Raw genomic sequence first — 26,176 nt, forward strand, 5'->3', positions numbered from 1 at the left:
TTTCAAATAGTGGCTTCGTCTAACTAATTGCTAGTCGAAGCCATAACTCAATGTCATTTCAACGCTTCGCACTAAGCTAACTTAAATCTACTTAGGACCCGCCAATGACATTCCACTGCCCCATCCCGATCATTCGTAGCTTTGATAAGCAAGTCGCACACGCTTTTTATATCGAGTTTTTAGGGTTTAAAATAGACTGGCAACATCAATATCAAGCTGACTTACCCATGTATATGCAAATATCAAAAGATACCTGCATACTTCATTTGTCAGAGCATTATGGCGATGCCTCTCCCGGGATGAGTATCAGAATTGGCTGTGATGATCTTAAGCCTTATCACACCCAGCTAATTGAAAAACAGTTTAAGCATGCTAGGCCCGATATTATCGAACAACCATGGGGACTTGAAATGGCCATATCTGATCCATTCGGTAATAAGCTGATTTTTTTCCAAAGTGCCGAGTAGAAGGTGAATGAGGTCACCTTCTAAAAGCGAGGACCCCATGTCTAATCTTTCATTTGTTCTATCGCGACAATCTCAGAACGGTTCATTGTTAACTTATAACGCTCTAGCTGAGTGTCCTCACCTGATTTAAAGCGCATAACTAGGTTGATTTGATATCGGCGCTCCACCGAGTTTTTCGACACTTTATGCCCTTCGAGGCTGTAAAGCTTACCTGCTCCCTTTTTCAGATAGCGCGCAAAAGAGCTCATATTAAAGGTGATCCTTTGCTGAACTTCCTCATACCCCGGTAAAAACTCGTCAATCTGAACCTGATTTTTACAGCTAAAATGCAATAAATTTGCTTCCTGACGATTTTGCCTACCGCGCTTTTTCAGCAGCTTATCCACATCATCTGGTATATCTTTCTTTTTAATATGCTCCAGCCAAATGGTTTGCGTACAGACGGTTTCATCATTGACTGAGTTTTTAAATTTGTTGCGCCACTTAGGTCTACCTTTTTGTACCTTGCGCCATGCCCATTGAGTCAAATCATCTTTAAAGGTTTCTCTCAAACCATAAATGACTCCCAAAAGCGCGATAAGCGCTATCGTGATCTCTTCAAAATTTGACCTTGCATTCAGTACCAAATACATGACAAATGCCATGATCACCGCAGTCACCGCACCACGAGCAAGACGCTTTAGGTTAGCACCCAAGTTGGTCGTTTCTTTATTAAATACCACGCCATATTCTATGAGCCTTTCCAATAAGCGCATCTTGTTAGTGATTCGATTTGGGTCGTCCAACGTCACTTGTGAGTTATAGCTTTGCTTTTCTCGATAAAGATTTTCTTGTTTGCAAAAGTCTATTACCTCGCCCCGCTCTTTACTAAAATCACTTGATTTAGGGCCGCGAGCTAACAACTTTAAAAAAGCTTGCTCTGTGTGCCAACTTAAATAATTATCAGCATTTTGAAAGTAAGATTTAAGCCTGTTATCCGGTGGCGTGTAACGTCTTAACTTCACCAAGAGCTTCGCACTTTGTTCAACTAGTTCGATAGCTGCGGGATAAAACTCTTCTGCTTGCTTAAGCTTTAAAGTCTGCTTTACATCAGCATCTAGCGCAATGCGAATTTGATAGCAAAATAGATTGAGGTTGACCCGATAATCGCTTTTTTGCCCCTTACTTTGGCTAATAAAACGACTTCGAACAAGTGGAAGATGTAATTGCTCAGAATAGTAGGCACTATGACACTTGATATTGGCATTGAAGTAATCGACTTCATTTAGCGTGTTCGCATTGATCCCCATGTCAATTGGAATGGAAAAATATAGATCAAGCTGGTTTGTCTCTTTTGGCAGGAGCTGATAGTTGATTTTAAATGATAGGCTTTCGTCTTGGCTTAGTTTTGCTTTGCTCACTCGAATAATTTCCCTCCTATTTATAACACCGAGTAAGTATAACACAAATCCTTTTCTTACATTGGTTTAAGCTACTAAAAACTCAAGTATCAAGACAAAATTTCATTATGAATAGATTGCCAATATAAGGATAATAAAGTTTTTGATTAATAGGAATTAACATGTCAGACATACAAAATGAGACACTTGAAAAGTTTATTGAGCGCGTAACACATCAAGGAGAATCAGTTGAATTTGAACACACCATCCAAGTCATAGATAAGTTATATGAATTCACACCTTGCGAATTTAAAAATGGCGAGCAAAATAATGAAGCAGGTACAAATTTGGGGTCATGTAAAATTCTCGCTTTTGCAAAACAACATGAATTATCAGAGCAAGCCACCCTGCACTGCTTTGGGCAATACTACCGTCATGACGTACTACAACACCCAAATGGCGATGACCATGGCAATATCAGAAACTTTATTAAATATGGCTGGAACGGGGTGTCGTTCAAAGCTAGCCCTCTCAAGGCTCGAGCTTAGTTCAATAAAATAAAGATTTTCAAGCAAAAGAACTGATCGGTTTACTAGCCAATACGTAGAGTTTTAAAACTCAATTTTTGGTAGCAAAATGGATCAAGTAGATACATCTAGAATTATAGAGATGGCTTGGGAAGACAGAACCCCTTTTGAGGCTATACATAGGTTGTATGGCCTTAATGAAAAAGCCGTTATTAAATTAATGCGCGGTCAACTCAAAGCCAGTAGTTTCAGACTCTGGAGAGAGCGAGTTTCAGGTAGAAAAACCAAACATCAAAAACTACGCTCACCTGATATCAGCCGAGGTTACTGTCCGACTCAGTACAAGCACCGATAAAGCAACCTGAATAATAGACGAAGACTGTGTAGCTTAAGACCTTTACTCTATCAGTCTCCAAAAATCAGGTGATATAAATATATAGATAATGACGCGCCTACGACGCAAACACCCCAGCTAGCTAAATAAGATATTAAACTGACGACTTTTTTCAAAGTTAGAAAAAACCTAGATAGCTCACGCTATATAGAGTGACTTCGCACTTTTTAGTTTTAAGGAAAAACACCGTTTTAAACAGAACCAAATGAATGGCTTTAAAAACGGTTACACATTACTGCGATGGATTACATTGTTTGAGCTCTTGGGCTTACATTTACCATTTTACAAATCGAAAGTGTACTTACTGTGTGGTAATAGCACCACACAGTAAAAGCGACTACTGATGTTACAGAGATAAATAACCCAATGTATTCAGTTGGTCAGCACGGTATTTGAGTGGATCTTGAATCCGGCACATACCCTCTGCTCGCCACATAAATTCAAGAATACCATGTACCCCCCAATAATTACCCGCATCATTGCAAGTTGTAGGCAATAGCTTGTCTTTTAAAAGCTCAGGGGCAAAGCCAACCTGAAAAGTTTCATTGTATAGCTTAGCTTGCTCGTTTATTGCATATGATACCGCAACTGGTGTAGACCAAGACGATGATAGCAATGCCCAATCCGCAGCATACTGCATACCAAATACATCTGAAGTCATTTTCGGCGTGCTATTTTGATTAAAGAAATTAGTTCGGCCATAGCCAAAGTTTACGTACATGTCTATGTGATCATGCCCTGAAAACTCGTTACTAAAGTCTTTAAACACTATTTGCCATCCACTTTCACCTGTCGGCGATATATCTGTGTCTACATTCTCTGACGTATAAGGCTGCACACGGATACGATTAGGGTATTTAATCACATCTAGCGCATCATCTCTGCTATCAGCATTGATAACAGCCGCCTGAAAACCAAGCACCCCAGGGGCTTCAAACATTGCATCATAATATGGCTTCATAGCCAAGAGCATATTGCCTGCAGCATAGTTGGACAGATAACCTGAGCACTCATTTCTCTGCCATGCTTGCTTAACATGATAACGATTATAACCTCCAGAGAAATTAATATACTCAACACCATATTGCTCAATAACATCTTGTGTTAGAGAGTCCGCAGCAGTTTGCATGTATGACTTAAAAGTTTGACTGTCTTTATTACACACGGCTTCTTTATGCTGAAGGTAAGGTAGGAATGTTGCTGTATCAATAACAACAAATTCAGCATTCGGGTTATGTTGAGTTAAATACCCAAGTACTTTAGAGCCATGGCTAAAATGAGGCTCTTGCGTGATATGGTCTTGCGTATCACTCGGTGCGGCACTGCCATATGCAACCGCTAAATTTCTTAACCATGCAGAAGGTAAAAATGCTGGCGCTTGACTCTCAGGATCTTTAAAGGTGTCTAATTCTGTCAGTAGCTTTTGTCCAAGTTTAGAAATAGCCACTTCAGGGTCACCTTCAACAAACGTATTTGTTTGCGGATCAAATTCCAAATGCGCTTTAATGCGACTGCGGTATCTTAACACAGTATGCAAGTCCATCGCTGAATCGAGTACTAAAATTGTCTGCCTTGGATCTGTACGGTTTTGATCAAATGCACCATCACTAAACTTAACAATGCTGGTTTCACACATTGCATGAGGCGCTTCGCCTGCACACTGAATGTTTTCACTTTGGATCCAAGCGACAGTATCTTCAACATACTGATCGCTAGCAGCTTTTAACGGATGTGCCTGAGCGGACATTGCTACAGCACTTGCGACTACGCTAAGTGCGATTGATAGTTTACCCATTGTTTATTCCCTGCTTGTTAAATAGTTCTTGAACACGTGCAATTGATTCATCGATACTCGCATGTCTTACAAATACTGAACCAAATAGGTTGCCGTATATTTTGCGAATTTTTTCATGTTGCGCATCAGAATAGCCCAATTCGTCCATCACGATTTGCGGGTTCTCTAATATTTGCGACTCCTCAAACGAGTTAAGAGAAGCAAATACGAGCTCTTCTAAGTCCAAGTCTTGTCTTTTTGAAAACGCCACATCTTGATTTGCCTGTTCATTTAATTTTTCTGCAAGCTGTGCTGTCGTTTCATACAAAGGGTAAGGCTCCCCTTGCTTTGCTAATTCATCCAATATTTTTATCGAGTACACTCTCGCCAATGCTTGGTCTTCACCAAATTCAGCCATTGCGCCCTCTAAATCAACCAGCGTATTTTTTGCCAGCTCGATGACAGCTGGGTCATTCAGTAATTCTTGTATTTCCGCTTTAACAAACCCCGATGAGTTAAATTTACCTACTGAGGCTTGCATGCGATTGAAAGACACTAGCATGCGTTCTTTCGTGCTTACTTCGCCTTGTTTAGGCAGCGGGTGTAGCTGATCTATATCATCAGCAATTTTGTTGCTCAGCTGCTTTAACTCACTCACTTGTGAGATCTCAACTTTTTTTGGCTGTGTTTCCGTATTTTTTACCGTCGGTTGTGATTCATCATTTAGCCAATATGCACCTCCAAGTGCAATACCAAGCACCACCGCACCAGCGAGCGCTGACTTACCAATATTCATCCTTAAACTCCTCAAACAAATATAACACTAAAAGAACAAAGGGAAGCTAAGCTTCCCTTTGCGTACAGAGGATTACTGACGAACAATAACCTTACCTAAATCAGCAGCGAACTGGTTCTGCCAAGTTAAGTCACCAACAAACATGCCGTTAGCTACGATGATGTGGTTAGTTGTAACGTCGCCTTGAGTTTCAAAGTTATAAACGTCAAACTTAGTGTACTCACGCTCGATTGAAGCTACTTTAAGCTCAACACCTTCAGCGTTGTACATAGAGTGGCCAACTTTAACGTCTTTCGCAGCAACCATAGTACCGTCACCAATTAGCATACCGTGGTGTTGAGTTACTTTAAGCTCGTTACCATCTTCGAAAGTGAATACGTATAGAGCCGGAGTTTCAGGACCTTTAGTACGTGCTTTCATTTCGAATACTTCAGTAGACATGTTGCTAAGTGTTGCATCGTCATTAAGCGCAACTAGGCTGTCTTCAGTACCTAAGTCTTTCGCGCGAATGTCTTGGATTTTACCATCTTTAAGTACACGAATTAGTGTATCTTGCTCAAAACAACCACACTTACAAACTGCTGCGATAGCATGGCTGAACATGTCAATTACAGGGTAGAAACCATTTGCTTTACCCCAATCACCAGCGCGCTGAGTGATTTTGCCATTTTGAACAGCCCAGTCGATACGCATGTGACAAGCACTCGTGCCAATTGGTTGGTAAACACAACGGCCTGCAATACCAGCGTCTACTTCTGCACGGTTAGAGTAAGTAGCTAAATCCATAGTTGCACTAGCCTGAAAAGCTAGAAAACTCGCAAATAAGCTTACTAATAATGTGAAGACTTTCATTTATTTATTCCTTTATGTTTAAGTTTATGGTTAAAGAATTATTGATGGTTTGCTTTTAGAGTTACATTGTTGAACGCTGCATAACCATAAGCTGAGATGTACCATGTACCAGCTTTAGGGTTATTGATTACACAAGACTCATTTGATGTGTCTGGATTCTCAGATGCGCAATCACTATCAAACGCCCAAGGCTCTGCACCATGTTTGATATATAAATCAGCATCACCAGAGCCACCACTTAATGTCACTTTTAAGCTAGTAGCACCTGCTGGCACTTCATAAGTGAATGCTTTAGTCTCGTTTTTACCGCCACTGATGACTTTTTCAAAACCACCGTCATCACCGCCAGCTTCTACATAGACAAGCTTATTAGGTGAGCCTTTTACGTCACTGATTTTGTTCTCAGACGCACCGCCAGACAACGCAGCAGTTACTTGAGTCGGCGAACTGGTTGGATTTTTCTCAAGGAAAAGTGCTGCAACACCAGCTACGTGAGGAGCAGCCATTGATGTACCACTAATTGTTCTTGTCGCAGAATCCGAGCCAATCCATGCAGATTTGATTGATGAACCAGGACCAAATACATCGATACATTTACCCCAGTTTGAGAAACCAGAGCGTGCATCTGAAGATGTTGATGAAGCAACTGTAACAGCTGCAGGTGTGCTTGCAGGAGAGCGAGTACATGCATCAGAGTTTTCGTTACCTGCAGCAACAACAAATGAAATGCCTTTATTCACAGCGCTAGTCACAGCGTTATTTACCGCTTGTGATTTTCCACCGCCAAGACTCATATTTGCTACTGATGGACCGTTTGCATTATTTGCAACCCAGTCGATACCAGCAATAACACCAGCATAAGTACCTGAACCACTACAGTTAAGTACACGTACACCAACAAGTTTTACATTCTTAGCAACACCGTAAGTTGCACCACCTATTGTACCAGCTACGTGTGTACCATGACCGTTACAGTCAGCTGAATTACCATCATTATCTACAAAATCGTAACCATTAACTGAACGACCACCAAATTCATTGTGGCTATTCTGAATACCGGTATCGATTACATAAGCAGTTACACCCGTGCCTTTGTTTGGTGCTTCAAACTTTTGATCTAGAGGAAGATCTCTTTGATCAATACGGTCTAAGCCCCAAACTGGGTTGTTTTGTAGCGCAGAATAGCTAGATTTTGATTTGATAGGTGCAACTGTAACAATCGCGTTTTGCTCTACAAAATCTACATCAGGGTGAGATAATAACTTCAGTAACTGCTTAGCATCAGCATTTACCGCAACACCTGAAATACTGCTAGAATATTGACGTGTTACTTCAATGCCAATTTCAGTTGTCAGTGTGTTTGTTAATTGTGTTGTGAATTGTGCTTTTATTTCATTGTCAGCCGAAGCAACACCTTGAGGTACTTTATAAACTACGATGTAGCTATCTTCAATTGCTTGAGTACCTGGTGAATTGCTATAAAACTCTGCTGCTTGTACTGAAACAGCCGATCCCGCTAGCAAACCCATTGCTATAGGGGTGAGTTTCCATTTGTTCATAAATTATCCTTATTATGCTTGTAAGTGTTTTTATATCGAAACATCTCTCTAAGTAAGTGCGACAAAACTACAGCAAACATCAGTCATACACCCACTTACTCCTTAATGGATGCTTATTAATATTTACATATACAAATTCAAAAATAAACACCCAGTACATCAATTTACAACAATTAAATTACATTTTATTAATTTAAAAGGGAAAATTATTTGTATTTGGAACAGGAAGGAGATGCTTGAATTCTTTTTAAGCCTTCTTAAAAAGGTGAATAATATTCTGGAATATCAAGTGTAAGCTCATCAGAACTCAACTAGTTAAGTGGCTGTATATTTACTTATGCCGCATGCGAAAATTGAAATAGAAAATGCTATAAATCATATAAATACATCTTCTTAAAAAGAAAAAGTTAATGTATACTCACAAACTTAAAAAACCCTTATTTTAAACACATAATGTACAAAAACGTCCATTACAGCAGGTTACAAAAGTAATTTCTGCAACAATAAAGCAAGGATAAATGGCAAGGTATTGAAATGTGCAGATGGGTTCAAAAAAGTTTAGTGATAATAACAAAATAAAAACAATCCACTTATATATATCATTGTCGAATAATTAATTTGCCCCCGCACTTTTTCAGCACCCAGCAAAGCACAAAAAACCAAAATTAACATTGTTAACACAAAATAAACAAACATATTTAACTTTCAATCTATACCTCCATTTTACTTGCACACTTAATCGCTAACTTTATAGAGATAAAAATCGATGCTAAACATCATCTTGGTTCTTCAGTAAGCAAAGATAAAATTTAAAAGGTAAGGATCTACTCTATGCGCAAGAATTTATCAAAGTTAACCAAAATAACTGCCTCCGTGGCGTTTTCCTTAGGTTTTCATGCGTCCAGTTACGCTTGCACAGGCTTGGACAACAGCATCAATGTAACAACCAATACCATACATAATGGAATGATGACCTATCTGTCATTCACGCTAACTAATAATCAGCATACTCTTCACGCATTAGGTGGTGATAGCTTTGTTAAAATGACGTATGGCAATACCTGCGAGCTGTTCGACATCAGCAACTACAACGGTGTACAGGTCAATTTGAGTAATTATGGAAATACATATAACGGTCAAAGCCTGCATACCCACCAGCTTATCAATGGTGGAAATGGCGATGACGTCATTAGAACGGGTAACAAAGTAGACTATGTTTACTCAGGTGGCGGAAATGACCAGCTATTCACTCTTGGCGATACTGATATCGTGGATGCAGGCGACGGTATAGATTGTGCTGAAGTAGGTATGGCCGGATCTATACCTCAGCGCCCTGAAAATCATGAACTATCCAGCTGCGCTAACTTCTCGACCATTATTAATAAAACCCAAAACTGTACTAGCGGCGGCACCCTATTCACCGATTACTTTGTTAATGGTGTTTGGGGCATTCAGTCAAAGATCAACGGTGTGAGCTACACCTTTGAGCAATATGGTGAATTGGTTTTTGTTAATGCAAAGCTTGGTAACGCTTCGGCTTGCTCAACACCTAACACCTCAAATATTGACCTTATTTTTGCCAAATTGAGCAGCGGTAACGACACCTTGAATGCTTCCGCTGTCACTTACAACATGACAGTATACGGCCTAGAAGGCAAAGATAGTATCACTACAGGCAGTGGCCATGACTGGGTATTTGGTGGAAGCGACAAAGATACGATACGTGGCGGTGCTGGCAATGATTGGCTCATGGGGGACTCACGTATTGAAACAGACAAACGCGGTATTGTTTTTACCCTTCCTCTAGGTAGTAGTGCAACTGCGCAAGATAAAGTATACGGGCAAGATGGTCATGACGTAATTTTTGGTAATGGCCATTCAGATCACCTTGAAGGTGGTAATGGTGATGATCTCGTTTTTGGTAATGCCGGTGATAAAGATCGCCTACATGGTAACAGTGGCGATGATATCTTAGTGGACTCTGGTGGTAACAAGTGGAAAAAACGCGCAAAGTTATGGGGCGGAAGCGGTAACGACATCGTATTATGTGAGGATGGAGACTGCGAGCTATTTGGTGGTGGTAGCGCAGACTTTGTAGCAAGTTTCTCTCAATATAACCATGACATTGGATTATATGGTGGCGATGGTGGAGATACACTTTACAACCGTGGCGATCAATACCCAGAAGGCTCCGGAGGCGGTGGTAACGATCGATGCCATGGACCATGTAAGCTTATAAAATCATCAGGCACAGGGATTGGTGGAGACAATATAGAAGCTGCGGTCTATTACGCTGCTGGTGTCATGACCGCTGTATATGAGGGCGCGATTGATATGCGCAGCTTCAGTGGCAATCACAGTGATTTTAGTAAGCGTATTGCCGATTTGGTTGACCAAGCAGCACTCGATTACTGGCAAAATAATCGTCACCAGTCAATTTATGTCATTGAAGGTAGGAAGTAACTAACAGCCTTAACTTGGTAGCTACCTTTGCGCTACCAAGTTAGTGTAAAAGAAATAACAATTAACGGTAATTTACGTCACCGCTTCTAAATAAATTAAGTTCTCCATAGCTTCTTCATTAGTACTACCGCATGTTTCCCTGTCGGCTTTAAAGTCACTACATACTTGGGGGCGCTCTGGCTCACCAAAGATAGAACATAAGTTATTGTCGTTTAAGTACTCACAACGAATATTAGCAGCCTTTCCCAAAGAGCTAATACTTGGTGCTATACAGCATGCACCACAGCCTAATCTACAGTCCATAATAAGCACCTATTCAATTCAAAAGCGCCATTATACGCGTTGTACTGCCATCTGTATGTAATCTACACAAGAAATATACAGTTTTTAGCAATTGTAAAAATGTAACAGGGTACGCAATGCTTTGTTACATATTGAGCTGATATCAAAACACCTTGAAATATCTATTGGCGTATTATTGATGGTAATTGATACGAACTTGATTAGTACAAGCGTATCCAAATTGTCAATTCAGGAAGGAATTAACATCGTGGCTAGTAAAAAACAAATTATATTACCGGGTGTCGTCTTACTTGGCGGTATCGCAAGTGCAATCGCATTTGCGTCGATGAAAACGCCACCCGCTGAAAAAGAAAAAAAAATCATACACCCATTAGTTGAAGTAGCGCCTGTGCAGGTTACGCCTCTAGAAATGTCTGTAAGTTCTTACGGCATCGTAAAACCTAAGTACAGTACCAAATTGGTCGCGCAGGTAAGCGGCCAAATTATTGATCTCTCTGAGCAGTTTGTTAAAGGCGGGTTTGTTAAAAAAGGCGATGTATTGGCTCGTATAGATCCTAACGATTACGAAGCAGCATTAATTGATGCCGAAGCAACTCTTGCTCAAGCTAGCTCTGCTTTAGAAATTGAACAAGCACAAGCACATGTTGCGAAGACAGAATGGGAGCGTATCAAAAGCAATGCTAACTCAACGATCCCTTCAGAACTATATTTAAGAAAACCACAACTTGCAGAGAAACTTGCCAGGTACAAAGCCGCACAAGCAAGTGTAAAACGTGCGAAAAGAAACTTAGAGCGCACATATATCAAGGCACCATATGATGCAATTATCGAAAGTCGCGCACTCAGTTTGGGCAGTGTCGTTAACCTTGGTAGCTCCGTAGGCGTGCTAAATGCTATCTCAGTAGCAGAGGTCCGTTTGCCCGTTACAGATAGCGATCTACAACATCTGAAAGACAACGGAATCAACGCCAGCGTTACCTTAATGGCGAAAGTCGCCGGCCAAGATGTTGCTTGGCAAGGTAAAATTGTCCGTAGCGAAGGCGTTGTTGATAACCGCAGTCGTATGACTTATTTAGTAGCGCAAGTTGAGCGCCCCTATGATAACAGCCAAGCTCCACTGCGCTTTGGTGCCTATTTAAACGCTCAAATTAAAGGCAAATTATTAAACAATGCAGTAGAGATCCCACACCATCTTGTGCGTGATGGCAAAGTAGCCATCTTAAACAAAGATCGCACACTCTCATTTAGAACTTTAAATGTTGTCAGGGAGTATGATGGCCTAGTAGTTGCCAATCAAGGTCTGGAATCAGGGCAGAAACTAATTACCACCTCTTTAGAATTCCCAACCGAAGGCATGCAACTGCGCTTAGATGATGGCCAAGCTGCGACACCTTCTAATGCACTTGCATTAAAAGAGGAGTAACCGCATATGGACAGCCAAGAAAAAGGCATTATTGCATGGTTTGCACGCAATCCAGTCGCAGCAAACTTACTGATGATTTTTATTCTCGTCGGCGGCTTGCTCACAGCATTTACAATGCAAAAGCAATTATTCCCACAAAACACTAACTATTGGTTAAGCATCCAAGCCATCTACCCAGGCGCTGCACCTCAAGAAGTCGAAGAAGGGATCACAATCAAAGTAGAAGAATCAATGGAAGGCCTTGAAGGCATAAAGAGATTGATAACCTACTCTAACAGAGGCTACTCACAAACTTGGATTGAAGTCGATCATCAATACGACCCAAAAGATGTATTGGATGAAGTCAAAATGCAGGTTGACTCTATTTCAACCTTCCCGGCTGACATGGAGCGTCCTGTCATTCGTAATGAAAAGAATGAACAGGAAGTCATGCTGCTTACATTAAATGGAGATATGAGCTTTGAAGAACTTAAGCACCTCGGTAACAATTTGCATGACGAAATGCTAGCTTTACCAGGTGTAAACCTAGTTACTTTCAACGGTGGCCTTAATTATGAAATTGGTATTGAAGTTAGCCCAGATAAACTGCGTGAGTATGGTTTAACATTCAGAAATATCGCGGATGCAGTACGTAACTACTCTGCCAATATGTCAGCAGGACAAATCCGCTCTGACAATGGCTACATTTCAATGCGAGTTGAAAACCAAGCTTATCGCGGTCATGATTTTGAACAACTTCCTTTGATCACATTGGAAGATGGTGCTCAAATTCGGTTAGGTGATGTTGCCACTATCTCTGATGGCTTTGAAGAAGGTCTGATGTACTCACTCTATAACGGTAGAAACTCGCTGATCTATGAAGTTCGTGCGTCGAAAGATCAAGATATCACCAATGTTGCAGGGATCATAAAAAATTACTTAAATGAGAAAGAAGGTCAATTACCACAGGGCGTGAAACTAGAACCATTTTTAGATTTCACCTATTACCTTGAAGGCCGCCTCAATATGATGATTGAAAACATGGTCATCGGTGGCGTACTCGTTATGCTAATGCTGGCATTGTTTTTGAGGATTAGGTTGGCATTTTGGGTCATGATGGGTTTACCAGTGTCGTTTTTAGGCGCATTTTTACTCATGCCAGCTGGCTCTATTGACATCACCATTAATCTGGCCTCTTTATTTGCCTTTATATTAGTACTCGGTATTGTGGTAGATGATGCCATTGTGGTCGGCGAATCAGCACATGCTGAAATCGAAAAACACGGTCACAGTTTAGATAATGTGGTACGTGGTGTAAAACGAGTTGCAGTCCCTGCGACATTTGGTGTCCTCACCACCATTGCCGCGTTTTTCCCACAAACGTTATCTACCGGCCCAGAAGCGGCATTTTCCAAAGCCATTGGTGGTGTTATCATTCTTTGCTTAATTTTCTCTTTGATTGAATCAAAGCTTATCTTGCCCGCGCACCTTGCGGCAATGAAAGACAAGCCAAGCAACCCTAACAACCCATTCCACCGCTTGCGTGAAGCATTAGACAACGGTCTAAAAAACTTCATTGAAAACACTTATAGACCTTCAATTGAAAAATGCATTCATTATCGCTATACGGTGATCGTTGGCTTTATTTGTATTCTTATTGTCAGCGCAGGGCTATTTGCAGGCGGATTTATTAAGTTTGTTGCTAACCCTAAAATCCCTCATGATTTTCCGAGCATTCAAGTTGAAATGAACTTGTCTGCTTCGGAGTCGGCAACACTTGAAACCATTAAAAAACTCGAAACTATGCTTAATAAAGTCGAGCAGCAAATTGAGCAAGACTACGATCAAGTTATGGTGAAAAACTTCGCCATCAATATGAACGGCAGAACCAACGCGACTATCCGTGCTGTGCTGGTTGAGCCTCATTTACGCCCTATTGATACTTTTGAATTAAGTGCAATGTGGCGCGAAAATATGCCTCCGCTACCAGGTGTAAAAACTTTAAATATTCAAGACAGTATTTCTGACGGCGGGCGTGACGATGGAGATATCAGCTTCCGACTTGAAGGCAAAGACAAAGACACACTAAAAGAAGTGGCGCAGAGATTAAAAGATAAGCTCAGAACCATTGAAGGCGTTGGTGATGTTAACGACTCTATGCAATCTGCGACAGATGAAATCCAATTGGAGCTAAAACCACTTGCTTACAGCATGGGGCTTACGCTTGCTGACATTGCTTCGCAAGTAAACTTCAGTTACTACGGCATTGAAGCTCAGCGGATCTTAAGAAATGGTGAAGAAATAAAAGTCATGATCCGTTACCCTGAAGCGCAGCGAGATGCCATCAGTGATATTCAAGACGTACGTATTATCTCACCTGCCGGTGCTGAGATACCTTTAATTGAAGTGGCTAACATTAAGCAAGTAGAAGGTGTAAGCCGTATACGTCGTGAAAACTCCAAGCGTACTGTGAATGTTTGGGCATCCATAGATACTGACAAAGCAGAACCGTTTAAAATTGCAGAACAGATCAGTGAAGAATACCTACCTAGTCTATTAGAGAGTTATCCTGGGGTTTCAAGTAGTATTGCAGGTCGTATCCAAGAAGAAATGGACAGCGTTGCAGAGCAATTTAGAGACTTCGCAATCTCTATGATGATTATCTTTGCACTGCTAGCAATTCCTCTGCGCTCTTATTCACAGCCATTATTGATAATGTCGGTTATACCATTTGGTGTAGTGGGTGCCGTGTTTGGTCACCTAGTACTGGGCATGACAATGAGCGGTCTTTCTATGTTTGGTATTATTGCAGTAGCAGGTGTTGTTGTGAATGACTCACTGGTAATGGTCGATTTTGTCAATAAAGCCCGAGAACAAGGTATGAATATAAAAGAAGCTGTTGTTGAGGCCGGTTGTCGCCGCTTCAGAGCCATCCTTTTGACTTCTCTAACAACATTTATTGGTCTTGTGCCCATTATTATGGAAACCAGTTTACAAGCACAGATTGTCATCCCAATGGCAGTGTCTCTCGCGTTTGGTGTATTGTTTGCAACCGTCATAACTTTACTCCTAATCCCTTGTCAGTACGTAATGCTTGAAGATATTAAGCAAATAACCCGAAAAGTACTGCGTAAAAAGAGTACCACACACTCTCAAGTGCATTCCAATATCAACTAACGCAACAATTCCCTTCCTCAACAAGGCCCAGCATAATGCTGGGCTTCTACACTTATTTACAAAACCCACACACTTACCAACCAGAACGTTCAGTTTTCATTCAATAACTTAAACTTATCTTGTTTATTGTTAATTTTACGATAGTATTACCCAAAAAACAAACAGCATATATTAAGGATTAAAAATGCGAAAACTTCTCATAGCTTCACTTATCGGCACTTTATCTGCGTGTGGCGGAGGTGGAGGAAATGATAATACACACAACAACAGTAATGCTTCTAGGCAGGACCAAAGTCAAACCCAGCCCGCAAATGAAAATAGCGCACCAACTGCAATTATCTCTGGTCAAGATATTGCACTTTCAGGAGAGTCTCTGACCCTCACGACACAATTCAGTGATGCTGATAATGATGAACTAAGTATCAATTGGAAGAGTTCCTTAGCTGATGTCACATTCAAACAAAACTCACTTTCTGAGACAGTTGTAACCTTCCCCCGGGTCACTGAAAAAAAGACCATTGTCATAACCTGTGAGGTGTCTGATGGCACTAACCCAACTGTAACTAAAGAACTAAACATCACTCTGCACCCCGAAACAGTTGGGGCACATATTCAAATGGCAGAAGTGTATGAATTTAAAGGTGGTAGTGATGTCAGTATTAATGTGCCGATCAAAACAGATGCAAACATAGAGACCGTAGAATGGCATATCGACGGATTTGAACCAGGCTACAAAAAGGTCAAAAACAACCTCTCTGACACACAAGGAAACTCCACTCTTAGCCTTCAACTACCAGAAGTCAGTGAGGTCTCTGAGTTCTACATCACTGTCAATGTCAAAACTGATAAAGCCACACACCAACAAACAGCTCGAGTCAAAGTTTCTCCTGCTGACGGCCCTTCTTTGACAGTCTCTTTACCACAAGGTTTATCAGTCTCTTCAACAGCGCATCTAAGCATAGTACCGACTATTGCTCATTCTGATGATATTATTTCATACGAGTGGAGCTGGTCTCCTGCTCCCCAACCAACTGAACCATCATCAAATAGTAGTATCTATCAATTTTATGCACCCATTGTAGAGCAAGAAAGCGATTTTACGGTGTCTTTGAAAGTAGAAATGAAAGGAGATATTTCAAAGACTGCAACCACATTAGTGAAAGTAAAGCCTATCCCAGCCTATAATGCGTTAACGCTAACCAGTTCTCACGAAATTGCCGGAGCTGGCCAAACCGTCATAATAAAAAATGACATAGTAGATAGCCCTGACATAAAAGCTTTTTACTGGAATATTGACAACGATTTCCCAAAGAATATGTATGCTCAACAGCTCGACCAGCTGACGATCGACATACCTGATATTGAGGACCTCAAGAAATTTCATAATGTACATTATCAAGTTGAATACAACTCAGGTGTAATAAGAGAAGCAGAAATACCACTCGTTTATCTCAGCAAATCAGCAGCAAGCTCTGACATTAAATTGAAAGACAAACATCGAGAGTTTGATATTTATCCACAGACAGAAACCAAAGTTAATTACACCCTAACAAGCAGTGTTCCACTGGATAGTGTTCTGGTCACTTCAATCCTGAATACAGAAAGCTATGACAAACTTGAGTCAGAATACAATGGTGACACATTAACTATTACAGTATTAGACAATGATTTGCGCACATCTGGTACTCACTATTTCAAAGTTATTACTAAAGCAGGGTTAGCTGAAAAAGAATTTACTATTAGAGCACAAGCTTTTACCTCAGACTTGAGAGTATATTCCGGTGTTGACGAAACTTTCATAGCGGGTAGAGAGCTTCCTGTATTTGGCCAAGTGATTCATAGACATAACCAAGCAGAAAATTATGCGACTGAGTGGAGCGCCGAAGATAGATATCACATATTTGACAACACACAAACACTCACTACAAAAGCAGTATTAATTGATGCACTTCAGCCTAGTAGTGGCAAGGTTAATCTAAAGCTATCAAGTGAAGACGACAATCAAAATGAAATTGGCAGCGACCTCTCTATTACTTTAGCCGAATTTCTTCGCGTCGAGGGAGAAGGTTATAGCTGTAGTGTGAACCAATCCGAAATAACTCACTGCTCTAAAAAGAATAGCTTCGACAGGCTGTCCTTTACAACACAACCCGAGCAATTAAAGCAAGTTGTAACACGAGGTGATTACGCATGCTTACTAGGTTATGACGGTAAAGTTTACTGTGCAGGCAACCAAGAAAACCCAGTCCAGATGATACCAGACCTTGCCAGCGTTGCTAAGCTTAACGCTGTTAACAGCGATACAATATGCGCACAATTCTACGATGCAACTTGGGACTGCTGGGGTGAAAAAGCCACAGAGACTGAAGAGATCATCAATCTATCTGGGCAAGTTCATCAAATTCTTGGGAAAGATGATCAAACCTGCATTATTAGAAATGGTCTAGTCCAGTGCTACCAAGATGGGCAAGAAATTTTTAGTACTGAGGGTAAATTTATATCCAGTATGAAAATAAAAAATGAGCAAATTTGCTATCGTCGCAAAGGCTCTACTTTGGATATTTGTCCGTTAGATAACTAGAGTGATATTGGCCTTTCTAAACCACAATAGAAGGGCCTCACTAATAACTCACTAATATTAAAAGCAAGTCCTTTATATTAAAAATAGATTATAAACTAGGCTAATTTAACTAGTCACCTTTACAAATGCAAAGAATAAAGACACACTAGAGTCAGTGTCTCGTTATTCTCTCGTATTATGAAATTATCTGCTCTATTTATCGTTGTGATTACGTTTTTTTTGACAGCCTGTAACAATGAAGAGGCTGGTCGAGGTGACAAAGATACACCGGGCTATACCGCTACCATGTATTTTGAGGCACTTTATAATAAAAAAGATATGAAAGCGGCACTAAACCTTGCCACACCGAGGCTTGCTAGGATCATGCGCTCATACGGCACGCCCTCTCAATTCACTCGAAATCTTGTCAACATGCAATTCGATCACGTCACAATAGAGCTAGATATGACCAATAAAAGCTTGCGTGAACAATATGGGAAAAACGCCAAAGTGAACCTCATATTCACTGGGCAATTACATGGTAATCAGGTAGATGATATGCGTAGCGTGCAAATGGTCAAACGCAAGGGTAGCTGGTACGTAGATAAAATTAACCCAGACCCTTACGCTAGATAAAATAATTATGAAGCGTTCGAGACATCAACGCTGAGCGCTTCATCACATAACTGCAACCACTCCTCTAATAATTGCTTGTCCCCTTCAGAAATTACACCAGCTTCACACGCTGCAACCAATTGCTCAGTCATTGATTTATCGTATAATTTTACAGCCTGCTTTTTTTGCCACCTTAAAACGTCGTGATACGCTGAAGTTACTTTTTTTGACAGGCTAAGCGCCGACTCCAGTTTTTCTAACCCTGGCATATTTTGACTGGGGCATAATGCGCTGATCCGCATCCGCGTAGTGTGGTTTTCATATATACTCGCACACAACGCTTTCACTTGCTCATCAGACACCTCACGAGAACGAGTACCAAAGGGGAAAAATACGCGTTTTGCGATACTGCGAATCCCTCTCGGCAAAAAGTTCTCGATGAAGCTTTTCATCGCACTGCTGTAACTTGATAAATGGTAAGACATCGCAATGTGAAGTAGCGGTAAATCACCACATTGATGCCCATCATCTTCATACTTTTTCAATACACATGATGCCAAATATAAATGACTTAGCATGTCCCCTAAGCGAGCAGACTGCATTTCGCGATACTTGAGCTTTCCACCAAGCCTCAACATGGCGATATCACTTAACGATGACAACACTTGGCTATACCAAGTCAATTTTTGATAGTACCTTGCCACATCACCACTTACAGGGCTACGTACAAAGCGCCCCACAGTTAGACCGTTTAATAGAGCTTTCAATGCATTTTTACCAGAGTGTACTATATGCTCGACAAGTAATTTATCGAACACCTTCAACCCCTGCTCTGGATCTGCCATCTGCGCAGCTTCCATCTCTTGTAAAATATAAGGATGGCAGCGACTTGCGCCTTGTCCAAATATCATTAAATTCCGTGTGAGTATATTGGCACCTTCTACTGTGATACTAATTGGCATGCCAGCATAGTGATTAGCTAGGTAGTTTAGAGAACCTTTTTGTATCGCTTTACCACCGTGAATATCCATCGCATCATTAATGACCATCCTCGCTTGCTCAGTTAAATGATATTTAGCTATGGCCGTTATTACTGATGGCTTTTTCTTCAAATCAACTGCCAAAGCCGTGTTTTCTCTAACTGCTTCAATACTGTATGTTAACCCATAAATTCGGGCAGCTGCACTTTGTACTCCCTCAAACTGCCCAATCGGTTGCTTAAATTGATAGCGTAACTGACTGTAAGCAGAAGTCGATTTTGCACATAACTGTGCAGTACCTGCGCTCAAAGCAGGTAATGAAATACCTCGCCCAGCACTTAGGCAAGAAACGAGCATTCTCCACCCTTTCCCTACGCCACTCTCTCCACCAATGACCCAATCAAGTGGGATAAATACTTCCTTTCCAGAAGTTGTACCATTCATAAACGCCAAGCCCATTGGATCATGACGTTCTCCTTGTTTAACCCCTTCATGTGCGGTTGGGATAAGCGCACAGGTAATACCACGTTCAACTTCATCGCCTAGCAGTTTATCTGGGTCGTATACCTTAAACGCCAAGCCCAGTACATCAGCCACAGGGGCAAGCGTGATATAGCGCTTCGACCAAGTCACTTTTAAACCCAATACTTCTTGGCCTTCATACTCTTGGCGACACACTGTGGCGTGATCTGTGATCCCACCGGCATCGGAACCTGCATGCAACGACGTCAATGCAAAACACGGCAATACTTCACCACTGGCCAGTTTTGGTAACCACTGTTCCTGCTGTGCATGTGTGCCAAAGTGCAGTAGTAGTTCCGCAGGACCTAAGCTATTTGGCACCATCACTGTCACAGCAGTAGACAAACTGCGCGTTGCAATCGTAGACACAATGACAGAATTAGCCTGTGCGCTAAACTCCTTGCCGCCAAAGCTTTTGGGAATAATCATTGAGAAAAAGCCTTTTTCCCGCAGGAATTGCCAAGTGTCTTTAGACAAATCACCGCGTGCCGTTATCTCAGTCTCATCAAGCATCATCATTAATTCAGCTAACTCATTATTTACAAACGCTTGTTCTTCATCTGATAAACGAGGCTTTCCAGATTTGAGCCACATCCCCCAATCTGGCTTACCACTAAATAAACTGGCGTCCCACCACGTGTCCCCCGCTTTCATTGCTTCTTTTTCAGTGTCAGAAAGTTCAGGCAAAGCGCGTTTAAAGTAATTAAATGTCGGTTTTGAAATCCATTTTAGGCGTATATCTTTGACCGAAAATATAACCCAAACTGCAATAATTAATAATAAAATTAGCCACATGAGCGTTGTTCCCCAACTAAGTATCAAAGTAAGTATGGATGAAAAACACACTAACTCAATAATTCACTCACTTTGTTGATCTTGGAAGAGTATTAATGAATTCCTTTAATGTTTTACCTCCGAGTTTGGCGTCAGATAATTGAGCACATTAACAGACACTGCTATCATCACCGCTCTCTATAACAAAAAGTGAAAACAAAATGTCAGCAAAATTTAAACTCAGCCTAAGCGCAATCTTTGTCGCTGGGGCACTCTCACTGAGTGGCTGTAATTCAACAACAACGACTGAAAAACTAACTGAAAAAGACGCTGAGGTATTTCTAGCAGAAGCCGAAAAGCAACTACAAGATTTATCCGTCAGAAGTAGCAGAGCATCATGGATTTACGCTAACTTTATTACTGAGGATACCGCCGCACTGTCTGCAGAAGTTGGCAGAGAATACACAGCAGCACTGGTTGCGCTTGCCAACGAAGCCGCCAAATTTGATGACCTAGAGTTAAATTACGATAACCGTCGAAAGCTTGATAAATTGAAGCTGAATTTAACACTTCCAGCACCAAAAGATCCGCAAAAAACAGCGGAGCTTGCAAAGCTATCTGCTGAGCTTGATGGTCTCTATGGTAAAGGTAAGTACTGTAAAAATGGTACTTGCATGAGCCTTGGTGACATGACTGCTAAAATGGCCACCAGTCGAAATTACGAAGAGCTGCTAGATATTTGGCAAGGCTGGCGCGAGGTATCCAAGCCAATGCGACCACTTTATACGGATCTTGTGTCATTGGCCAACGAAGGTGCTAATGAGTTAGGTTATGTTGACACTGGTGCAATGTGGCGAAGTAAATACGACATGCCAGCAGATGATTTTGCAAAAGAGCTCGACCGTATTTGGGGCCAAGTTAAGCCACTTTATAACTCACTACATTGCCATGTACGCGCGAAGCTTGGCGAAAAGTACGGTGAAGACAAAGTACCACAAGACCAGCCGATCCCTGCGCACCTGTTAGGTAACATGTGGGCACAGACTTGGGGTAACGTCTATGACCTAGTCGCCCCAGAAAATGCCGACCCTGGTTATGACTTGACCAAACTACTTGTAGAGAACGACTACGATGCGATTAAGATGACCAAAGGCGCTGAGAAATTCTTTACTTCTATGGGCTTTGAACCATTACCAGAGACTTTTTGGACACGTTCATTATTCTTAAAGCCACAAGACCGTGATGTTCAATGCCACGCATCTGCATGGAACTTAGACAACAAAGATGACCTGCGCATCAAAATGTGTATTCAGCAAACCGGTGAAGAGTTCTCCGTTATTCACCATGAGTTAGGTCATAACTTCTATCAGCGCGCTTACAACAAGCTACCTCTTTACTATCAAGAAAGTGCCAATGATGGTTTCCACGAAGCCATTGGTGATACCATCGCGCTTTCGGTTACACCAGGCTACTTGAAAGAAATCGGTCTACTTGAACAAGTACCTGATGAGTCTAAAGATATCGGCCTATTAATGAAAATGGCGATGGATAAAGTCGCGTTTATTCCATTTGGTCTGCTAGTCGACCAGTGGCGCTGGAAAGTATACTCAGGTGAAATCAGCCCAGAGCAATACAACCAAGCTTGGTGGGAACTACGTGAAAAATATCAAGGTGTAAAAGCACCTGTAACACGTACCGAGAACGACTTTGACCCAGGTGCAAAATATCACGTTCCGGGCAATGTTCCTTACACTCGCTACTTCTTAGCACATATCTTGCAGTTTGAATTCCACAAGTCACTGTGTGAAATTGCCGGTAGTAAAGAAGCTATCCACCGCTGCTCTGTTTACAACTCAAAAGAAGCTGGTGAGCGTTTGAATACCATGCTTGAAATGGGTAGCAGCCGACCTTGGCAAGAAGCCCTAGAAACGGTAACAGGTAACCAACAAATGGATGCGACTGCAATTCTGGACTACTTTGCGCCATTACAAGCGTACCTTGACGAACAAAACAAAGGCCGTCAGTGTGGTTGGTAATAATTAATTAAAATTCAATAGCGCAGCGCCTAGCTGCGCTATTTGTTTCAAGCGCCATATTCTGCAACACTTTTTTGCTTCCTCCTCTCAACAATTCAAGCTAATGTATTGATCTGAATGAGGAGACCTTATGAATTTTCAACGCACTTGGCTATTTGGCCAATTTGAACTCACACGTTTATTTGCAACCAAACGCGGCTGGCTCGCCATTGCTGCATTTTTTCTTGTCTGGCTTATGGTTTTGCGTTACCCCATCTACAATGCAGTCCCTTTCATTAGCAGCTATGAGTTTTCAGACATTGTCGGGCAAGTCGCTGGCACTGTCGGACTGTCTGCTTTGATATCTTGGCCGGAAGCAGAACTTGCAATGTTTTGGCTGATTGGTCTATTTACCTTTCCTATGTTCACAGTATTTGTCACAGCAGACCAAACCGTCGAAGATAGAAATAGAGGTACTTTAAGGTTTTTAACCATGCGCAGCACACGGCTAGAAATATTACTTGGTAGATTTGCAGGACAAGTGATGATCTTGGCGTCACTTATCGCTCTTGTCACCGTTGCAACGCTTGCCATGATGCTTTATCGAGATGCCAGTTTGATTGCATCCGCTTTGCCTAAATCAATCGCGATTTGGGGCAAGCTACTGCTCACCTGCTTACCTTTTATCGCGCTGATGAGCTTACTAAATCTAGTCACTAACTCAGCAAGAATGAGTATCGTTTTTTCCATTTTATTTTTTACTATTGTTGCCTCTGTGATCAGTTATCTCGGTGCACAGTACCCAATGCTTGATTGGTTAAATTATCTTATACCTGGGCATCAAGTTACAGAGCTAACCGGTTGGCGAAATACCCCTGTATTTGCTTATCTACTTCCAGCATGCCAAACACTGGTGTTGCTTGGCACTGGACATATTTTATTAAAAGGAAGAGATTTATGAGTACAGTGATTGAAGTAACCTCTTTGAGTAAAACGTTTGGTACTAAACAAGCACTAAACAATGTTACGTTTACAATAAACAAAGGCAGTACAGTGGCGTTAGTTGGTCCAAACGGAGCAGGCAAAACAACTTTGTTCAGCATTATTTGCGGATACTTGAAGCCAACTAACGGGTCAATTAGTGTACTTGGTCACAACCCCGGTGATGCTAATTTATTTGGCAAAATCTCCGCACTGCCTCAAGATGCGCAACTTGATCCCAAATTTTCAGTCGCAAAGCAGCTGAGCTTCTTTGCTCAGTTACAAGGCATGTCGCGTAAGGCGGCCGAAGCAGACACACAGCGCGTGTTAGAACTAGTCGACTTAGCCCATGTTGCCAACTCAAAAACGGGCGAGCTATCTCACGGCATGCGAAAGCGCGTGTGTATTGCACAGGCATTGCTAGGCAGTCCGCAAATTGTATTGCTCGACGAAGCTACTGCCGGATTGGATCCGAAAAACGCCAAAGCAATTCGCAACCTCATTGCATCTTTGCAAGGTGATATGACGTTCATTTTAAGCTCACACGACCTCAGTGAGCTCGAGCGTCTCTGTGATACCGTGCTTTATTTAGAACAAGGACAACTCTCAAGCCATCAAAGTGATCTTTACCAAAGTGAACAAGGCAGCTTTGTTACTTTGCAAATGCTCAATCTTGACACCCCAATGAAAGACAAGATAGCTGAGCTGAGTGGTGTTAAAAATATCAAACAAACCCAATCTGATGAGCTTGTTATTGAATATGCCAAGCAAGATGAGCCGTTTGATTTATCTTTACTCACCCTGATCCATGAAAACAGTTGGACTTACAAGCAACTGGTCAACGGCAGAACGCTTGAAAACCAGTTATTTGTTGATTAACGACATTATATAACTTGTTACGGACCATGCTGTGTGTATTTGCTTACAAACGAGGCAAAAGTGAAAACACTCAGGCTGGTCCGTCATGCAAAATCAAGCTGGAAAGACTCATCTATTGATGACTTTGATAGACCAGTCAAACCTGCGAGCAAATAAACTGGCAACGACACATGGGGCTATTGCCAGATACACAAATCATGACAAGCCCAGCAACACGCGCAATGGACATAGCCAAAATTTTACACCGCGGCTTCGCGCCCAAAAATTATTTTCTAGAAGGCAGTGTACTTTGTACCTTCGACCCGCAATCACAGCCGTGGCAAACCTCTTGGCGTTCCTAACCTCAATAATCTTGTGACGTGCGGATATGTTGAATTGAGTCTCAATTCGCGCAGTTGGTAACAGGGCACTACTAAAAAGTTAAATATATTAGACGCTTATTTCTAGATTAAGACTTGACCACCCTCTTTTAGGAACTAATATCAGTGAATAAACAATACGACAAGGAAAACCATGCAGTTTATTCAATTAAGCAGCCAAAGCGCAGGACTTGCAGCGCTATTTAATGAAATTGATACGTTAATGAATAGCCTCTACCCCGCAGAGGCCAACGATCTAATACCAATCGAAGAAGTGGATAACCCCAATACTTATCTCATCGGTCACTATGAACAAAAAGAGCTCGTCGCGTGCGGCAGCTACGTTGTTAAACAAGATCAATCAAAATACGCGGAGCTAAAACGCATCTATGTCAAACCATCTCAGCGTGGCAAGGGCATGGCGAAAGCGATCATACAACACCTACTTTCGCAAGCTAAAGCAACTGGGCTAAAACAAATCAAGCTAGAAACAGGCGATCAACAACATGCAGCAATTAAGCTATATGAGGCATTTGGATTCGAATTCTGCGATGCGTTTGGGCAATATCGTCAAGAACCCTCTTCTGTATTCATGCAGCTTTCACTCGAAGGATAATTACATAACTCAAAATACTTGCTATTAGCTGATGCACTATATTTAATACACCATCACGACAATGAATAAAGTCTAAATAAACAATGAAAACAGCAATTGTCCTCGGCGCAACAGGTCTTATTGGTAAAAACCTTGTGCAACAACTTGCAGAACACCCCTCAGTGAGTCACGTTACTGCTGTTACACGGCGACCTGTTAATTATCAATCGCCTAAGATCACAAACCAAGTAGTGGACTTTGATAACCTGAGTCAATTCGACCATATATTTCGAGGTGATATGCTGTTCTCTTGTTTAGGCACGACCAAAAGACAAGCAGGCTCGATTGCAAAGCAAAGAACCGTCGACTTAGACTATCAGCTTCAAGTTGCTCAACTTGCTGCCCAAAACCAGATAAAGCATTATTTTTTGGTCTCTTCCAGTGGTGCCAATGCAAATAGCCTCAGTCCATACCTTCAAATGAAAGGTGAACTTGAACAACATGTGAAACTGCTGCATTTTGACACGGTCAACATCTTCCAACCTTCATTACTGGTTGGGCAAAGAGCAGATACACGCATAGCGGAAACCCTCGGAAATTACCTGTTACCGACTATCTGTAAACTGCCTTGGCTGAAAAAGTACCGTCCAATCTCTGGGCAGCAAGTTGCGCAGAAAATGGTATCAGTGGCGATGGCAGAGCACAAAGAAACTCAAACCTATGCACTGGATGTATTATTCGATTACTAGCCAGATTTTTATAACAGAAATTCGAGGGAATGAATTGTTGACCCAAGATCACAA

The 26,176-nt window shown here is 41.5% G+C and carries 20 protein-coding genes; 13 read left to right on the forward strand and 7 right to left on the reverse strand.

Features of this window, described 5'->3' with window-relative positions:
- Window positions 1-104 precede the first annotated feature (104 nt).
- Complete coding sequence (locus tag QNM16_RS06615) at window positions 105-467, forward strand: glyoxalase superfamily protein (RefSeq protein ID WP_284019751.1); 363 nt, start codon at window positions 105-107, stop codon at window positions 465-467.
- Window positions 468-508: 41 nt separating this feature from the next.
- Here the strand turns inward: QNM16_RS06615 and QNM16_RS06620 are convergent, their stop codons facing one another.
- Window positions 509-1,867 carry a hypothetical protein gene (locus QNM16_RS06620; RefSeq protein WP_284019752.1) on the reverse strand — a complete coding sequence of 453 codons (1,359 nt, stop codon included), beginning with the start codon at window positions 1,865-1,867 and terminating at the stop codon, window positions 509-511.
- A gap of 161 nt (window positions 1,868-2,028) precedes the next feature.
- Between QNM16_RS06620 and QNM16_RS06625 the strand changes: the two genes are divergently transcribed.
- A complete protein-coding gene (locus tag QNM16_RS06625; protein WP_284019753.1) occupies window positions 2,029-2,394 on the forward strand; it encodes a HopJ type III effector protein in 366 nt (121 codons plus the stop codon).
- An 88-nt stretch (window positions 2,395-2,482) separates the two neighbouring features.
- Window positions 2,483-2,728: a TIGR03643 family protein gene (locus QNM16_RS06630; protein WP_284019754.1), complete on the forward strand. Its 246-nt coding sequence runs from the start codon at window positions 2,483-2,485 to the stop codon at window positions 2,726-2,728.
- 385 nt (window positions 2,729-3,113) lie between these two features.
- Here QNM16_RS06630 and QNM16_RS06635 read toward each other — a convergent pair whose 3' ends face one another.
- The 4 genes from QNM16_RS06635 to QNM16_RS06650 all read right to left on the reverse strand — a co-directional run bounded on the left by QNM16_RS06635 (window position 3,114) and on the right by QNM16_RS06650 (window position 7,748).
- Window positions 3,114-4,562 carry a hypothetical protein gene (locus tag QNM16_RS06635; protein WP_284019755.1) on the reverse strand — a complete coding sequence of 483 codons (1,449 nt, stop codon included), beginning with the start codon at window positions 4,560-4,562 and terminating at the stop codon, window positions 3,114-3,116.
- A complete protein-coding gene (locus QNM16_RS06640) occupies window positions 4,555-5,337 on the reverse strand; it encodes a hypothetical protein (protein WP_284019756.1) in 783 nt (260 codons plus the stop codon). The genes QNM16_RS06635 and QNM16_RS06640 overlap by 8 nt, the downstream gene beginning before the upstream one ends.
- Before the next feature lie 72 nt (window positions 5,338-5,409).
- Window positions 5,410-6,189 carry a Hint domain-containing protein gene (locus QNM16_RS06645; protein WP_284019757.1) on the reverse strand — a complete coding sequence of 260 codons (780 nt, stop codon included), beginning with the start codon at window positions 6,187-6,189 and terminating at the stop codon, window positions 5,410-5,412.
- Between the two features lie 38 nt (window positions 6,190-6,227).
- Window positions 6,228-7,748, reverse strand: a complete 1,521-nt coding sequence (locus QNM16_RS06650; protein WP_284019758.1) for a S8 family serine peptidase — start codon at window positions 7,746-7,748, stop codon at window positions 6,228-6,230.
- Between the two features lie 831 nt (window positions 7,749-8,579).
- Between QNM16_RS06650 and QNM16_RS06655 the strand changes: the two genes are divergently transcribed.
- Window positions 8,580-10,211, forward strand: coding sequence for a calcium-binding protein (locus QNM16_RS06655; protein WP_284019759.1), 1,632 nt, complete (start codon window positions 8,580-8,582; stop codon window positions 10,209-10,211).
- 72 nt (window positions 10,212-10,283) lie between these two features.
- Here the strand turns inward: QNM16_RS06655 and QNM16_RS06660 are convergent, their stop codons facing one another.
- Window positions 10,284-10,514 (reverse strand): hypothetical protein, encoded by a 231-nt coding sequence (locus QNM16_RS06660; protein ID WP_063362337.1) that lies wholly within the window; start codon window positions 10,512-10,514, stop codon window positions 10,284-10,286.
- Between the two features lie 247 nt (window positions 10,515-10,761).
- Between QNM16_RS06660 and QNM16_RS06665 the strand changes: the two genes are divergently transcribed.
- From QNM16_RS06665 to QNM16_RS06680, 4 genes are all read left to right on the forward strand, one after another.
- Window positions 10,762-11,937, forward strand: coding sequence for an efflux RND transporter periplasmic adaptor subunit (locus QNM16_RS06665; protein WP_284019760.1), 1,176 nt, complete (start codon window positions 10,762-10,764; stop codon window positions 11,935-11,937).
- A gap of 6 nt (window positions 11,938-11,943) precedes the next feature.
- Entirely contained in the window at window positions 11,944-15,093 is a 3,150-nt protein-coding gene (locus QNM16_RS06670; protein ID WP_284019761.1) for an efflux RND transporter permease subunit, read from the forward strand.
- 184 nt (window positions 15,094-15,277) lie between these two features.
- Entirely contained in the window at window positions 15,278-17,674 is a 2,397-nt protein-coding gene (locus tag QNM16_RS06675) for a hypothetical protein (protein WP_284019762.1), read from the forward strand.
- A gap of 174 nt (window positions 17,675-17,848) precedes the next feature.
- Complete coding sequence (locus QNM16_RS06680; protein WP_417709498.1) at window positions 17,849-18,289, forward strand: hypothetical protein; 441 nt, start codon at window positions 17,849-17,851, stop codon at window positions 18,287-18,289.
- A 5-nt stretch (window positions 18,290-18,294) separates the two neighbouring features.
- On the opposite strand, the gene QNM16_RS06685 is transcribed toward QNM16_RS06680, so the two are convergent.
- Complete coding sequence (locus QNM16_RS06685) at window positions 18,295-20,565, reverse strand: acyl-CoA dehydrogenase (protein WP_284019764.1); 2,271 nt, start codon at window positions 20,563-20,565, stop codon at window positions 18,295-18,297.
- Window positions 20,566-20,765: 200 nt separating this feature from the next.
- Here QNM16_RS06685 and QNM16_RS06690 point away from each other — a divergent pair, with 200 nt between their 5' ends.
- The 5 genes from QNM16_RS06690 to QNM16_RS06710 all read left to right on the forward strand — a co-directional run bounded on the left by QNM16_RS06690 (window position 20,766) and on the right by QNM16_RS06710 (window position 26,122).
- Window positions 20,766-22,580, forward strand: a complete 1,815-nt coding sequence (locus QNM16_RS06690; protein ID WP_284019765.1) for a M2 family metallopeptidase — start codon at window positions 20,766-20,768, stop codon at window positions 22,578-22,580.
- Window positions 22,581-22,710: 130 nt separating this feature from the next.
- Window positions 22,711-23,520 carry an ABC transporter permease gene (locus QNM16_RS06695; protein ID WP_284019766.1) on the forward strand — a complete coding sequence of 270 codons (810 nt, stop codon included), beginning with the start codon at window positions 22,711-22,713 and terminating at the stop codon, window positions 23,518-23,520.
- A complete protein-coding gene (locus QNM16_RS06700; RefSeq protein ID WP_284019767.1) occupies window positions 23,517-24,419 on the forward strand; it encodes an ABC transporter ATP-binding protein in 903 nt (300 codons plus the stop codon). Before QNM16_RS06695 ends, QNM16_RS06700 begins: the two co-directional genes overlap by 4 nt.
- A gap of 513 nt (window positions 24,420-24,932) precedes the next feature.
- Entirely contained in the window at window positions 24,933-25,394 is a 462-nt protein-coding gene (locus tag QNM16_RS06705; protein ID WP_284019768.1) for a GNAT family N-acetyltransferase, read from the forward strand.
- A gap of 83 nt (window positions 25,395-25,477) precedes the next feature.
- Window positions 25,478-26,122, forward strand: coding sequence for an NAD(P)H-binding protein (locus QNM16_RS06710; protein WP_284019769.1), 645 nt, complete (start codon window positions 25,478-25,480; stop codon window positions 26,120-26,122).
- The last annotated feature ends 54 nt before the right edge of the window (window positions 26,123-26,176 follow it).

The organism is Pseudoalteromonas umbrosa (genome assembly GCF_030125375.1).
Lineage (GTDB): Bacteria > Pseudomonadota > Gammaproteobacteria > Enterobacterales > Alteromonadaceae > Pseudoalteromonas > Pseudoalteromonas umbrosa.

Bases quoted from the DNA above. Each gene is read 5' to 3' on its own strand.
- QNM16_RS06635 (WP_284019755.1), bottom strand. From the start codon at position 4,562: ATGGGTAAACTATCAATCGCACTTAGCGTAGTCGCAAGTGCTGTAGCA.
- QNM16_RS06640 (WP_284019756.1), bottom strand. From the start codon at position 5,337: ATGAATATTGGTAAGTCAGCGCTCGCTGGTGCGGTGGTGCTTGGTATT.
- QNM16_RS06705 (WP_284019768.1), top strand. From the start codon at position 24,933: ATGCAGTTTATTCAATTAAGCAGCCAAAGCGCAGGACTTGCAGCGCTA.
- QNM16_RS06700 (WP_284019767.1), top strand. From the start codon at position 23,517: ATGAGTACAGTGATTGAAGTAACCTCTTTGAGTAAAACGTTTGGTACT.
- QNM16_RS06655 (WP_284019759.1), top strand. From the start codon at position 8,580: ATGCGCAAGAATTTATCAAAGTTAACCAAAATAACTGCCTCCGTGGCG.
- QNM16_RS06615 (WP_284019751.1), top strand. From the start codon at position 105: ATGACATTCCACTGCCCCATCCCGATCATTCGTAGCTTTGATAAGCAA.
- QNM16_RS06670 (WP_284019761.1), top strand. From the start codon at position 11,944: ATGGACAGCCAAGAAAAAGGCATTATTGCATGGTTTGCACGCAATCCA.
- QNM16_RS06645 (WP_284019757.1), bottom strand. From the start codon at position 6,189: ATGAAAGTCTTCACATTATTAGTAAGCTTATTTGCGAGTTTTCTAGCT.
- QNM16_RS06695 (WP_284019766.1), top strand. From the start codon at position 22,711: ATGAATTTTCAACGCACTTGGCTATTTGGCCAATTTGAACTCACACGT.
- QNM16_RS06675 (WP_284019762.1), top strand. From the start codon at position 15,278: ATGCGAAAACTTCTCATAGCTTCACTTATCGGCACTTTATCTGCGTGT.
- QNM16_RS06685 (WP_284019764.1), bottom strand. From the start codon at position 20,565: ATGTGGCTAATTTTATTATTAATTATTGCAGTTTGGGTTATATTTTCG.
- QNM16_RS06710 (WP_284019769.1), top strand. From the start codon at position 25,478: ATGAAAACAGCAATTGTCCTCGGCGCAACAGGTCTTATTGGTAAAAAC.
- QNM16_RS06650 (WP_284019758.1), bottom strand. From the start codon at position 7,748: ATGAACAAATGGAAACTCACCCCTATAGCAATGGGTTTGCTAGCGGGA.
- QNM16_RS06630 (WP_284019754.1), top strand. From the start codon at position 2,483: ATGGATCAAGTAGATACATCTAGAATTATAGAGATGGCTTGGGAAGAC.
- QNM16_RS06625 (WP_284019753.1), top strand. From the start codon at position 2,029: ATGTCAGACATACAAAATGAGACACTTGAAAAGTTTATTGAGCGCGTA.
- QNM16_RS06660 (WP_063362337.1), bottom strand. From the start codon at position 10,514: ATGGACTGTAGATTAGGCTGTGGTGCATGCTGTATAGCACCAAGTATT.
- QNM16_RS06690 (WP_284019765.1), top strand. From the start codon at position 20,766: ATGTCAGCAAAATTTAAACTCAGCCTAAGCGCAATCTTTGTCGCTGGG.